The organism is Streptomyces hoynatensis (assembly GCF_003626535.1).
Classification (GTDB): domain Bacteria; phylum Actinomycetota; class Actinomycetes; order Streptomycetales; family Streptomycetaceae; genus Streptomyces; species Streptomyces hoynatensis.
This window is the reverse complement of sequence record NZ_RBAL01000001.1, coordinates 285207-297583: the sequence shown is the minus strand read 5'-3', so window position 1 is coordinate 297583 and position 12377 is coordinate 285207. Positions and strand designations below refer to the sequence as shown.

11 protein-coding genes are annotated in these 12377 nt (G+C 72.7%); 5 read left to right on the top strand and 6 right to left on the bottom strand.

Annotated elements, in window-relative coordinates:
- Positions 1-140 precede the first annotated feature (140 nt).
- Entirely contained in the window at positions 141-701 is a 561-nt protein-coding gene (locus D7294_RS01325; protein WP_120674504.1) for an RNA polymerase sigma factor, read from the bottom strand.
- Positions 702-981: 280 nt separating this feature from the next.
- On the bottom strand, positions 982-2592 hold the full coding sequence (locus tag D7294_RS01320; protein WP_120674502.1) for a family 20 glycosylhydrolase: 1611 nt from the start codon (positions 2590-2592) through the stop codon (positions 982-984).
- A gap of 221 nt (positions 2593-2813) precedes the next feature.
- Between D7294_RS01320 and sdhC the strand changes: the two genes are divergently transcribed.
- The 5 genes from sdhC (at position 2814) to D7294_RS01295 (ending at position 7693) form a co-directional block, all read left to right on the top strand.
- Positions 2814-3158: a succinate dehydrogenase, cytochrome b556 subunit gene (gene sdhC / locus D7294_RS01315; protein ID WP_241562018.1), complete on the top strand. Its 345-nt coding sequence runs from the start codon at positions 2814-2816 to the stop codon at positions 3156-3158.
- 5 nt (positions 3159-3163) lie between these two features.
- The gene (locus D7294_RS01310; protein WP_120675230.1) at positions 3164-3625 is read left to right on the top strand and encodes a succinate dehydrogenase hydrophobic membrane anchor subunit; all 462 of its coding nucleotides are present in this window, start codon (positions 3164-3166) and stop codon (positions 3623-3625) included.
- Between the two features lie 57 nt (positions 3626-3682).
- Entirely contained in the window at positions 3683-5437 is a 1755-nt protein-coding gene (gene sdhA, locus D7294_RS01305; protein ID WP_120674498.1) for a succinate dehydrogenase flavoprotein subunit, read from the top strand.
- Complete coding sequence (locus D7294_RS01300; protein ID WP_120674496.1) at positions 5437-6216, top strand: succinate dehydrogenase iron-sulfur subunit; 780 nt, start codon at positions 5437-5439, stop codon at positions 6214-6216. The genes sdhA and D7294_RS01300 overlap by 1 nt, the downstream gene beginning before the upstream one ends.
- A gap of 109 nt (positions 6217-6325) precedes the next feature.
- Entirely contained in the window at positions 6326-7693 is a 1368-nt protein-coding gene (locus tag D7294_RS01295) for an FAD-binding oxidoreductase (protein ID WP_241562017.1), read from the top strand.
- A gap of 46 nt (positions 7694-7739) precedes the next feature.
- Here the strand turns inward: D7294_RS01295 and D7294_RS01290 are convergent, their stop codons facing one another.
- The 4 genes from D7294_RS01290 to D7294_RS01275 all read right to left on the bottom strand — a co-directional run bounded on the left by D7294_RS01290 (position 7740) and on the right by D7294_RS01275 (position 12226).
- Positions 7740-8534: a hypothetical protein gene (locus D7294_RS01290; RefSeq protein WP_120674491.1), complete on the bottom strand. Its 795-nt coding sequence runs from the start codon at positions 8532-8534 to the stop codon at positions 7740-7742.
- A 72-nt stretch (positions 8535-8606) separates the two neighbouring features.
- The gene (locus D7294_RS01285; protein ID WP_147450749.1) at positions 8607-10265 is read right to left on the bottom strand and encodes an ABC transporter substrate-binding protein; all 1659 of its coding nucleotides are present in this window, start codon (positions 10263-10265) and stop codon (positions 8607-8609) included.
- A gap of 124 nt (positions 10266-10389) precedes the next feature.
- The gene (locus D7294_RS01280) at positions 10390-10713 is read right to left on the bottom strand and encodes a carboxypeptidase-like regulatory domain-containing protein (RefSeq protein WP_120674487.1); all 324 of its coding nucleotides are present in this window, start codon (positions 10711-10713) and stop codon (positions 10390-10392) included.
- A 148-nt stretch (positions 10714-10861) separates the two neighbouring features.
- Positions 10862-12226, bottom strand: a complete 1365-nt coding sequence (locus D7294_RS01275) for a metallophosphoesterase (protein WP_338325599.1) — start codon at positions 12224-12226, stop codon at positions 10862-10864.
- Between the last annotated feature and the right edge of the window lie 151 nt (positions 12227-12377).

Below are 12377 nucleotides of genomic sequence, written 5' to 3'. Positions count from 1 at the left end.
GCCCCGCCCGCGCCTGGGGCTTCCCTGAGGTACGGGGGGGACCTCGGGTTGCCCGCCGGCCGATGACCAGTCGGCCTGTTTCTTACTGCGCCGTAGCCGCCGATTCCGTTACCGGCGCGTCCCTTCGCGCCGCAGCGGCCTCAGTCCTGCACCAGCTCCAGGCGCTGCGCCAGGCGCCGCAGCCCCCGGTGGTTGGCGGTGCGCACCGCGCCGGGGCGGCAGCCGAGCAGCAGCGCCGCCCGCCTGGAGTCGAGGCCGAACATGGTGCGCAGCACCACGGCCTCCGCCTGCTCCTGCGGCAACTCGGCGACGAGCGCGAGCGCCTGCGAGGTGGCCACGGCCGCCAGCGCCTCCTCCGCGGTGTCCGCCGAGGAGGGCAGGTCGGCGAGCGCGTCCTCGTCCGCCCGGCACTCCCTGGGGCGCCTGCCGCGCGCCCGCAGGTGGTCGAGGGCCCGGTTGCGCGCGATTCTCGCCGTCCAGCCGCGGAAGCGGTCCGCGTCGCCGCTGAACCGCTGCAGGTCGCGCGATATGTGCAGCCACGCCTCCGCGGTGACGTCCTCGGCGTCCGGCTCGGCCACGATGGTCCGCACGTAGCCGAGCAGGCGCGGGTGCACGGCCCTGAACACCGCGCGGAACGCGCTTTCGTCCCCCTGCTGAGCCGCCCGCACCGCGGCGGTCAGCTCCACGTCTGCCCCCTGCACTCCCGGCCCCCCTTTGCGGCGTTCACCGCACGCTTTCCCAAGGCTGGTGACTGTGTGTCTCTAGTGCCTGAACGCTACGCGGCCTCGCGGGCCCAAGTCCATGGCGCATCCGGACGTATCCGCTCGGTAACGGAAAACGTCCGGCCGACGCTGAAGGGGATACGGGCCCGGGACCTTGCGACTCGTGCCCGGTGACAGCCGGGGTCTCTCCTGTGGGGGGTGGCGGCCCCGGCTGTTCCCTGCCCGCGGGCGGGCGCCCCGCCGCCCCGCCCCGCGGCGCTCAGCCCGTGCCCGCCTCCGTCACCCGGGAGTCGAGTGCGGTGAACTCCTGCCAGCTCAGCCGCGGCCGATCGGGATTCCACAGCTTCTGCGAGAGGGCGGCAAGCGGCAGCCTGATGCCCTCGGCCACCTCCGCCTCGGTCTGCGCGTCGGGCACGTCCCCCCAGACGGCGAGCCGCCCGCCCGGCACGTGGTCGGCGCCGCGGAAGCGCTCGGCCACCGGCGAGGTGCCGCGCAGCACGTCGGGCGTCCACTCCTCGTAGATCCGCTGCCCGGTCGGGTAGGTGAAGCCGTTGGGCTGGCCGAGCACGTAGTACAGGTACTCGGAGTTGTTGTTGATCAGCCGGAAGCCCTCCTCCAGGTACTCGGACGGCTCCCGCGCGCCCGCCTCGCGGCCGGTCCAGTACGCCACCTGCCGGTCGTGGTCGGGCTCGACCTCCCCGTCGGCGAACATGCCGTCGTTCCACACCTGCGGCGTCTTGCCGACGTCCCGTGCGGTCTCCGCCCGGTCGTTGAGCCAGGCGGTGGCCAGGTCCGCGATGCCGGCGTTCTCGCCGTAGCGGTCGCGGGCCGTGGCGGCCAGGTCGGGGTAGGTGGCCTCGGGGTCCGAGCTCATCAGCGCCACGTACTCGTCCCCGCCGAGGTGGAGGTAGCGGCCGGGGAAGAGGTCGCCGTACTCGCGCAGCAGGTCGTCGACCAGCCGCCCGGCGGCCGGCTTGGAGATGTCGATCGCGCCCTCGGTCACCGAGCCGTCCGCGCGGTGCAGCTGGAGGTCGGGGTGGGCGGCGAGCACGGCGCCGAGGTGTCCCGGCGAGTCGATCTCGGGGATGACCGTGATGTGCAGCGAGTCGGCCACCGAGAGCAGGTGGCGCACCTGGTCCTTGGTGAGGTGCTCCTCGGAGACCACCTCGGGGTGCGAGGAGCTCTCCACCCGGAAGCCCTGGTCGTCGCTCAGGTGCAGCTGCAGCTGGTTCAGCTTGAGGTCGGCCATCTCGTGCAGCCGGTCCTCGATCCAGTCGGCCGGGTAGAACTTGCGCGCGATGTCGAGCAGCAGGCCGCGCTGCGGCCGGTCGGGGCGGTCGGAGACGGTGCCCTCGGGCAGGCCGCCGGCCGCGCGCACGGACTGGATCACCGTCCTGGTCCCGTAGAAGACCCCGGCATCGTCCGATCCGGTGATGGTGACCCGGTGGTCGCGGGTCACCAGGCGGTAGCCCTCGCGGCCGGTGTCCGCGTCCTCGTCCAGTTTCAGCTCGACGTCGCCCGGCCTTGCGCCCTCGTCGGCGCGCCGCACGTCGAGCTCCTCGGCGAGCCGGTCGGCGGTGCCGTCGAGCGGGCCGTCCGAGTCGGCGACCACGCGGGTGACGCCCTCGGCCGGCGCCCAGCCCTCCCCTTCCGCGGGGTCGAAGGAGCGGACGGCGGGGATGGTCTGCGGCTCGCCGCCCGGCCCGTCGGGCAGCTGGGCGGTGGGGGACTGTGGGGGCTGTGTGGGGGTGGCGGAGGGCGGCGACGCGACCCCGGTCTCGGAACGCTGGGTGAGGACGAGGAACGTCCCCGTGGCCATCACGAAGACGGCCACGACCAGCGCGAATATTCGCCATGGCGCTTGTCGCATAGCAACGACGGTAACCGCAGGACGCGACCCGGCAACCGGTGTCGGGTGCCCCCGGGCCCGGGTCACCCCTCTCCCGCGGCTACCATGGCGGCGGCCGGTGAACCATATCCGGCCGGGCCCGACCGACGTCCCCGAGGAAGCAGGAGCAGCCGGCAGGCCCCGAATCGCTTGCGAAGGGTTCTTCCGTGCCGGCAGGAACGTTGTACCGCGGCCGGGAAGGCATGTGGTCATGGGTGGCGCACCGCGTCACCGGTGTCCTCATTTTCTTCTTCCTGTTCGTCCATGTGCTGGACACCGCACTGGTCCGCGTCTCCCCAGAGGCGTACGACGACGCCATCGACCTGTACAAGTCGCCCCTGGTGGGCTTCATGGAATACGGCCTGGTGGCGGCCGTCCTCTTCCACGCGCTCAACGGCCTGCGGGTCGTCGCCGTCGACTTCTGGCAGCGCGGCGCCCGCTACCAGCGGCAGATGCTGTGGGTGGCGGTGGGCCTGTGGGCCCTGCTGATGGCGGGGGCCGCCTACCCGGTGCTCAACCACGCCTTCCGCGAACTGTTCGGGAGCTGATGACCATGGCGATCGACACCACCCGGGCCGCCGGCTCAGAGTTCTCCCCCGACAACCCGGCGCCGCTCATCGAGCCGCCGCGGACCAGGACCCCGCACAGCCCGCGGGCCACCCGGACGAACTTCGAGCTGTACGGCTGGCTCTTCATGCGGCTGTCCGGCATCGTCCTGGTCATCCTGGTGCTGGGCCACCTGCTGATACAGCTCGTCCTCGACGGCGGCGTCAGCAAGATCAGCTTCGCCTTCGTGGCCGGGCGCTGGGCCTCGCCGTTCTGGCAGGTCTGGGACCTCGCCATGCTGTGGCTCGCCATGCTGCACGGCGGCAACGGCCTGCGAACGATCATCAACGACTACGCCCAGAACGATGACACGCGCTTCTGGCTGAAGGCGCTGCTGTACACGGCCACGGTCTTCACCGTGCTGCTCGGCACGCTGGTGATCTTCACCTTCGACCCGAACATCCGCTGACGTACGGCGCCGGCGAGACCCAGCCAGACGAGAGCGCAGACGAGAGCCCAGACGAACATGCAGATCCACAAGTACGACACGGTCATCGTCGGGGCCGGCGGTGCCGGGATGCGCGCGGCCATCGAGGCCACCAAGCGCAGCCGGACGGCCGTGCTGACGAAGCTGTACCCGACCCGTTCCCACACCGGCGCCGCGCAGGGCGGCATGGCCGCCGCCCTCGCGAACGTCGAGGAGGACAACTGGGAGTGGCACACCTTCGACACGATCAAGGGCGGTGACTACCTGGTCGACCAGGACGCCGCCGAGATCCTGGCGAAGGAGGCCATCGACTCGGTCCTCGACCTGGAGAAGATGGGCCTGCCGTTCAACCGGACCCCGGAGGGCCGCATCGACCAGCGGCGCTTCGGCGGTCACAGCCGCAACCACGGCGAGGCCCCGGTGCGGCGCTCCTGCTACGCGGCCGACCGCACCGGCCACATGATCCTCCAGACGCTGTACCAGAACTGCGTGAAGCAGGGCGTGGAGTTCTTCAACGAGTTCTACGTCCTGGACCTGCTGCTCAACGAGGTGGACGGGCAGCGGCGCACCGCGGGCGTGGTGGCCCTGGAGCTGGCCACCGGGGAACTGCACGTCTTCCGGGCCAAGGCGGTGGTCTTCGCCTCGGGCGGCAACGGCAAGTTCTACAAGGTCACCTCGAACGCGCACACCCTCACCGGCGACGGGCAGGCCGCGGCCTGGCGGCGCGGGCTGCCGCTGGAGGACATGGAGTTCTTCCAGTTCCACCCGACCGGCATCTGGCGCATGGGCATCCTGCTCACCGAGGGCGCCCGCGGCGAGGGCGGCATCCTGCGCAACAAGGACGGCGAGCGCTTCATGGAGAAGTACGCGCCGGTCATGAAGGACCTGGCCTCGCGCGACGTCGTCTCCCGCTCGATCTACACCGAGATCCGCGAGGGCCGTGGCTGCGGCCCCGAGGGCGACCACGTGTACCTCGACCTGACCCACCTGCCGCCGGAGCAGCTGGACGCGAAGCTGCCGGACATCACCGAGTTCGCCCGCACCTACCTGGGCATCGAGCCGTACACCGACCCGATCCCGATCCAGCCGACCGCGCACTACGCGATGGGCGGCATTCCCACGAACGTGCAGGGCGAGGTCCTCGCCAACAACACCGACGTGGTGCCGGGTCTCTACGCGGCGGGCGAGGTGGCCTGCGTCTCGGTGCACGGGGCCAACCGGCTGGGCACCAACTCGCTGCTCGACATCAACGTCTTCGGCCGCAGGGCCGGGATCGCCGCCGCCGAGTACGCCTCGCGCGCGGAGTTCGTCGAACTGCCGGAGGCGCCGGAGAAGTTCGTCGCGGACGAGGTCGCGCGGATGCGGGAGTCGACCGGCAGCGAGCGGGTCACCGAGATCCGCAAGGACCTGCAGGAGACGATGGACCGCAACGCCATGGTCTTCCGCACCGAGCAGACCCTCAAGGAGGCCCTGGAGGACATCACGGCGCTGCGCAGGCGGTACCGGAACGTGTCGATCCAGGACAAGGGCAGGCGGTTCAACACCGACCTGCTGGAGGCGCTCGAGCTGGGGAACCTGCTCGAACTCGCCGAGGTGCTCGTCGTGTCGGCGCTGGCCCGCAAGGAGTCCCGCGGCGGCCACTACCGCGAGGACTACCCCCACCGCGACGACGTCAACTTCATGCGGCACACCATGGCGTACCGCGAGGTGGACAGCGAAGGCAACGAGTCGATCCGGCTGGACTACAAGCCCGTCGTCCAGACCCGCTACCAGCCGATGGAGCGTAAGTACTGATGGCCACACCCACGCTGGACAAGCCGGCCGGGGCGGAGGCCGGGGCCGATCACCTGGTCACGGTCACCTTCCGCATCCGCCGTTTCAACCCCGAGGTCTCCGACCAGGCGTCCTGGCAGGACTTCGAACTCGCCATCGACCCCAAGGAGCGGGTGCTCGACGGCCTCCACAAGATCAAGTGGGAGATCGACGGCACCCTGACGTTCCGCCGCTCCTGCGCGCACGGCGTGTGCGGCTCCGACGCGATGCGGATCAACGGGCGCAACCGGCTGGCCTGCAAGACCCTGATCAAGGACATCGCCGTCCTCAAGGACGGCCGGGGCACCAAGCCGATCACCGTCGAGCCGATACAGGGCATGACGGTGCTCAAGGACCTCGTGGTCGACATGGAGCCCTTTTTCCAGGCGTACCGGGACGTGCTGCCCTTCCTGATCACGGAGGGGAACGAGCCGTCCCGGGAGCGGCTGCAGTCGCCGGCCGACCGGGCGCGCTTCGACGACACCACCAAGTGCATCCTGTGCGCCGCCTGCACCTCCTCCTGCCCGATCTACTGGAGCGACGGCCAGTACTTCGGCCCGGCGGCGATCGTCAACGCGCACCGGTTCATCTTCGACTCCCGGGACGAGGCGGCCGAGCGCCGTCTGGAGATCCTCAACGACCGGGACGGGGTCTGGCGCTGCCGGACCACGTTCAACTGCACCGACGCCTGCCCGCGCGGGATCGAGGTCACCAAGGCGATCCAGGAAGTGAAGCGGGCCCTGGTCACCCGGCGCGTCTGAACGCCAGGCCCGGGACGCGCCCGCCGCGGGGGAAGTTCCCTTCCGCCAGGCGAGAGCGGGCGCGCCCCGGGGCATGGGCTTTTGCCCGCCGAGCTGCCAAGCTGCGGGTATGAGCACTCTTGTCGCACGGCTGCGCGAGGGGCTGCCCGCGTCAGCGGTCCTCACCGACAGCGATGTCCTCGCCTCCTATGCCCATGACATGGCCAGCTTCTGCCCGGCGGGCAGAGCGGCTGCGGTGGTGCTGCCGCGGAGCGTGGAGCAGGTGCAGCACGTGCTGCGGACCGCGAGCGAGCTGCGGGTCCCCGTGGTGCCGCAGGGGGCGCGCACCGGGCTTTCGGGCGGGGCCAACGCCGTGGACGGCTGCGTGCTGCTCTCGCTGGTGCGGATGGACCGCATCCTGGAGATCGACCCGGTGAACAGGTTCGCCGTGGTGGAGCCCGGGGTGGTCAACGCCGACCTCTCCAAGGCGGTGGCCGCGCACGGCCTGGCCTATCCGCCCGATCCCTCCAGCTGGGAGCAGTGCACGATCGGCGGCAACATCGGGACCGGCTCGGGCGGGCTGTGCTGCGTGAAGTACGGGGTGACCGCCGAGTACGTGCTCGGGCTCGACGTGGTGCTCGCGGACGGGCGGCTGCTGAGCTGCGGGCGGCGGACCGCCAAGGGGGTCGCCGGCTACGACCTGACCCGGCTGTTCGTCGGCTCGGAGGGGACGCTCGGGGTGGTCGTGAAGGCGGTGCTCGCGCTGAAGCCGGCCCCGGCGCCGCAGCTGGCGCTCGCCGCGGAGTTCGGCTCCTCGGCGGCGGCCGGGGAGGCGGTGGCCCGGATCATGGCCGAGGGGCACACCCCCTCGCTGCTGGAACTGATGGACGCCACGGCGGTCAGGGCGGTCAACAAGCTGACGCGGATGGGCCTGCCGGAGTCCACCCGGGCGCTGCTGCTCGCCGCCTTCGACACCGCGGAGCCCGCCGCCGACCTGGCCGCGGTGGGCGAGCTGTGCCGGGCCGCGGGGGCGAGCGAGGTGGTGCCGGCCGCGGACGTGGCCGAGTCGGAGCTGCTGCTCGCCGCGCGCCGCGCCACGCTGCCCGCGCTGGAGGCCCTGACCGGGACGACGATGATCGACGACGTCTGCGTGCCGCGCGGCAGGCTGGCCGAACTCCTCGACGGCGTGGCGGAGATCGCGGAGCGGAACCGGCTCACGATCGGCGTGGTCGCGCACGCCGGGGACGGCAACACGCACCCCACGGTCTGCTTCGACGCCGGGGACGAGGACGAGCGGCGCCGGGCCCGCGCCTCCTTCGAGGAGATCATGGCCCTGGGTCTCGCACTCGGCGGCACGATCACCGGCGAGCACGGCGTCGGGGTGCTCAAGCGCGAGTGGCTGGCCCGCGAACTCGGCGAGGTGGGCGTGGAGATGCAGCGCGCCGTGCGCCGCGTCTTCGACCCGCTCGGCATCCTCAACCCGGGCAAGGTGCTGTAGGGCCCGGCGCCCCGGCCTGCCCGCGCGCCCCGGCCGGGGGGACGGCTCAGCGCTCGGCCGGGGGCGCCGGGGAGAGGAGCTCCGCCACCACCTCGTCCGGGGGCCTGCCGAACAGCGGGGCGCCCGAGGCGCGCCAGTCCTCCGCCAGGCGCCCCAGCGCGTCGCCCAGGCCGCGCCGCAGCAGGCCGCGGGTGGCGCGCAGCGGGACGGCGGCCACCGGCCTGACCAGGCCGCGGCCCTGGATCGTGGTGACCACGTCCACCCACCAGTCGCCCTCGGGGCCCGGTCGCGGGGTGGCCGTGAGCACCGCCCGCAGCAGCGGGTGCCGCATCCGCAGGGTGAGCGGCGCGCCGCCGGTGGCCCCTGCCGCGCTCTGCCACCAGCGTTCCAGGTCGAGTTCGCCGCGCAGCAGGAACCAGCGCAGGCGCCGCCGCCGCCCGTCGGGCCGGGTCAGCCCGGCCTGGAGGGTGAGTTCGAGCCGCCTGGGGCGCTCCGCGCTGCGCAGCCGCAGCTCGCTCACGGCGCGCGCCGGCGGGGTGGTTCCGCCGCCCGGCGCCTGCTGTTCCGGCTGGACCGCGTCGTAGCGCACGGCGGTCTCCTCGCGCCGGTCCCAGGCGAGCAGGGTGAGGCCCTCGGCGCCGCCCACCGCGTAGGCCGCGCCGGGCCGCAGGTGTTCCCCGGCGTGCAGGGCCAGGCCCCGCACCGCGTGCCCCTGCCCGGTCACCAGCGCCCCGTCCCGCACCCGCAGGCCCTCCATGGCCTCGTGCAATGCGGCGAGGAGCCGTTCCGTGGCCCGGCGTTGGACCGCGGCCAGCCTGATCGTGTGCCGTAAACGTGCCATGCCCGCATCCTGCCGCAAAGATCACCATTCGCGCAGCCGGCGCGGCCGGTTGCCCCGCGGGGCCGGGCGGGCTCAGATGCGGCTCAGCTCCCACAGGCGCAGCACCCCGCCGCCCGAGGAGAGGGTCTGGATGCCGGTGATGTCGCGCCCGCCGAGGATGATCCGCTTGCTCTGCCACAGCGGGATGACGGGCGCGGACCTGGCGGCCCTGTCGTCGATCTCCTGGAAGTCCTCGGCGGCCCGGCCGCGGTCGGGCTCCGCCTCGGTGGCGGCGATCAGCCGGTCCACGGACTCGTCGCGGAAGCCGGTGGCCAGGCCGTCGCCCTCGCCGAGGATGTTGCCGGTGAACGCGGCCGGATCGGGGAAGTCCGGCGTCCAGCCCATGAGATACGCGTCGTAGTCCCGCGGCCCGTAGACGTGCTGGATGAACTCCGACCACTCGTGGTACTCGACGTCCACGTCGAACAGGCCGCCGTCCTCCAGCTGCCGCTGGATCTCGGCGGCCTCGGCCTCGGCCGCGGTGCCGCGCGAGTAGGCGAGGGTGAAGTGGACGGGCAGGCTGAGCCCGGCCTGCAGCAGCTGCGCGCGCAACTCCTCGACGTCGGTGTCGTGGTAGCGATCGTAGAAGGGGGTGGCGTGGCCCGGGTAGCCGACCGGGATCAGCGAGTACAGCGGCTCGACGGTGTCGTGCTGCGCGTGGCCGGCGATCGCCTCCCGGTCGATCAGGGCGGCCGCCGCCCGCCTGACGGCCCGCTCGGATACGCCCGAGTCCGCGTCGGTGTTGAAGGCGAGCACGCGGATGTCGGCGCCGGTCGACTCGGCCAGCTGGAAGGTGGGGTCGCTGTGGTTGACGCCCGCCATGAAGTCGGGCGGCATGGTCCCGGCGTTGACGTCGAGCGTCCCCTCGTGCCAGGCCGCCGCGAGCTGTTCCTCGGCCGAGGTGCCGTCCTCGCCCTGGACGAAGAACCGGACGGTGACCGGCTCCTTCGGGGCCTCGATGCCGCTCTCGGTGTGGTAGTGCGGGTTGGGTTCGAGCTCGGCGTACTCGTTGGGCCGGTAGTCGCTCAGCACGTAGGGCCCCGAGCCGACGACCACGCCGTCCTGGCGCGGCGTGAGCTCCTCGTAGCTGTGGCGGTCGACGATGGCCCCGGCGCTGCCGGCCACGACGAACGGGAAGGTGGCGTCCGGGTGCTTGAGCTCGAAGATGACGTCGCGGCGGTCGGTGCGGACGGCCTCGATGCCGGCGAGCAGGCCGGCCGGGCCCGCGTAGGAGAACTTCTCCTCCGCGGGGATGCCCGGGTCCGCCGCCTCCTGCGCGGCGCGCTCGGCCATGGCCAGGATGCGGTCGTAGGAGAACTTGACGTCCTCGGCGGTGACCTCGTCCCCGTTGCTGAACGTCAGGTCGTCCCTGAGCCGGCAGCGGTAGACGGTCAGCTGGTTGTCCGTGAACTCGCAGCGCTCGGCCGCGTCGGGGACCGGCTCCTCCTGCCCGGGCACGAAGGTCATGAGGGACTGGTAGAGGTTGCTCAGCAGGGCGAACGCGCCGGTGTCGTACGCGCCGCCGGGGTCGAGTGTGGTGGGCGCCGAGGTGGTGCCCACCACGATGGGCCGATCCTCGCCGCCGCCCGGGCGGAAAAACATCCAGCCGCCGACCGCGCCGGCGACGAGCAGCACGGCGACTCCGGCGGCGACCGCCCCGCGAACGGCCCTGCGGCCCTGGGTCCTCGGCACCTCGCGCTCCTTCTCGGACGACACACGCGAGGCAAGCCAACCACAGGGATTTCTGTCATGCACCGGGAACTTCGGGAAAAGGGCGAGCGGCCGGTGGCGATCCGGTGTGCACCCGCCGGCGCGCTCACTCCACGACCGCGCCCGGCACCTCCATTCTGAACTCCACCTCCACCGGGCGGCCGTCCAGCCGCACGACGATGCTCTGGCTGCCCAACTGCGGGGAGAACGCGGCCAGCAGGTAGTCGCCCTCCCCCGGGGCCGCGACGGTGAAGCGGCCGTCGTCGGCGCTGCGCGTCTTGGCCAGGTTGCGCCCGCCGTCAGGACCCGACAGCGTGACCACGGCGCGCGGCAGCGCGACGCCGAGCGCGTCCCGCACCCGGCCACGGATCACCAGGGCGTCCGCCGCGCCGGCCTCCGCCCCCGTTCCGGCTCTGAGATCTTCTGCCATGCCTCCACGCTCCTCCTTGCGCCGGCAGCGGTCTTCGTTGCGGTCACGCTGTCAGTTTGTGCCCCGCTCGTTATCCAAGACACCTACGTGGCGCGAATAGTTGACCCAGAGGAGACCTTGATACGAAAACCGGACATCCCGACGGGTCTCAGGCGCGGCGCAGTTCGACCACCGTGACGTCCGGGTCGGCGCCGACGCGCACCGGCGGGCCCCAGGCGCCGGCGCCGCGGCTGACGTAGAGCTGGGTGTCGCCGAACCGGTCGAGGCCGGCCAGGGTGGGGTTGGCGGCGGCGGCGACCCAGGTGATCGGCCAGAGCTGGCCGCCGTGGGTGTGCCCGGAGAGCTGGAGGTCCACGCCCCAGTCCGCGGCCTCGTGCACCATCACCGGCTGGTGCGCCATGAGCACGGAGACGCGGCCCGGGTCGCGGTCGCCGAGGGCCGCCTCGTAGTCGGGGCCGCCGAAGTCGCTGCCCTCCCCGCTCACGTCGTTGACCCCGGCCAGGTCGAAGTACTCCAGTTCCTCGCGGGAGTTGACCAGCGGGCGCAGGCCGAGCTCGCGGACGTGGTCCACCCAGGCCCCGGTGTCCACGTAGTACTCGTGGTTGCCCGTCACGAAGTACGCGCCGTGCCTGGCGCTCAGGTCGGCCATCGGCGCCACGGCGGAGCGCAGGTCGTCGACCTCGGCGTCCACCAGGTCGCCCACCACCGTGATCAGGTCGGGCCGGGTGGCGTTCACCGCGTCCACCACCCGCCGGCAGTGGGAGCCGCCCATGAGCGGGCCGAGGTGGATGTCGCTGACCACCGCGATCCGGTAGCCCTCCGCGGCCCGCGGCAGCCGGGGCAGCGCCACCCGCACGTGCTTGGTGGTGAGGTGGCGCGCGGCGTAGGTGCCGTAGCCGAGGGTGCCGGTGACGGCCAGGCCGGCGCCGATCGCCACCCCGCGCGCCACGAAGCGCCGCCGCCCGAACGCGGCGGCGTCCTGCCCCACGGCCTCCGGCCCGGCGGCGTCCTGCCCCTCGCTCTCCGGCCCGGCGGCGTCCTGCCCCGTGCTCTCCTGCCCCTCGCTCTCCTGCCCCGCGGTCTGCGGCGCTCCGGCCTTGGCCGCGGGCTCCCCGGCGGCCCCCGCCGCGGCTCCCCCGCCGGAGACGGCGGCGGCCTCGGGCGCGGCCTCGCGCGCCGCGCGGCGCGCGAGGCGGCGGCCGCGCAGCGCCAGGACGGCGCGTACCAGGTCCACGGCGGCCAGGATCAGCAGCAGGTAGAGCAGCGCGGCCATCCAGTAGTAGCCGGGCCAGGAGACCACCTGCAGGAAGCCGAAGGGCAGCCCGAACTCCCGGCCGCGCAGCGCAAGCAGCGTGGTCACCGGCAGGACGCAGGCCACCGCGGTGGCGGCGCGCCGGTACCACCCGCCGGGCGCGGAGACGTCGCGTATCAGCCGCCGCCACAGATACCACTGGGCCGCCGCGAGAAGGGCGGCCAGCACGATGCCGATGACGGCACCCACGATGATGTCCAACGAAGGGGTTCCTCTCCCGGGCCGGCCGGCGACTGCTGCCGCCAGTATGTGGGACGCCCATCCCCCACCCGACGGTGGCCTCTCACCGGTTTGGGCCTCTCCACTGGCCCGGGTCCCGGGGCCCAACGGTAAGTTCGCGGTGTGCCGTTCA

Excerpts from the sequence above, each read along its gene's own strand:
- D7294_RS01320 (WP_120674502.1), bottom strand. The coding sequence starts at position 2,592 with ATGCGACAAGCGCCATGGCGAATATTCGCGCTGGTCGTGGCCGTCTTC.
- sdhC (WP_241562018.1), top strand. The coding sequence starts at position 2,814 with ATGTGGTCATGGGTGGCGCACCGCGTCACCGGTGTCCTCATTTTCTTC.
- D7294_RS01310 (WP_120675230.1), top strand. The coding sequence starts at position 3,164 with ATGGCGATCGACACCACCCGGGCCGCCGGCTCAGAGTTCTCCCCCGAC.
- sdhA (WP_120674498.1), top strand. The coding sequence starts at position 3,683 with ATGCAGATCCACAAGTACGACACGGTCATCGTCGGGGCCGGCGGTGCC.
- D7294_RS01300 (WP_120674496.1), top strand. The coding sequence starts at position 5,437 with ATGGCCACACCCACGCTGGACAAGCCGGCCGGGGCGGAGGCCGGGGCC.
- D7294_RS01295 (WP_241562017.1), top strand. The coding sequence starts at position 6,326 with ATGAGCACTCTTGTCGCACGGCTGCGCGAGGGGCTGCCCGCGTCAGCG.
- D7294_RS01290 (WP_120674491.1), bottom strand. The coding sequence starts at position 8,534 with ATGGCACGTTTACGGCACACGATCAGGCTGGCCGCGGTCCAACGCCGG.
- D7294_RS01280 (WP_120674487.1), bottom strand. The coding sequence starts at position 10,713 with ATGGCAGAAGATCTCAGAGCCGGAACGGGGGCGGAGGCCGGCGCGGCG.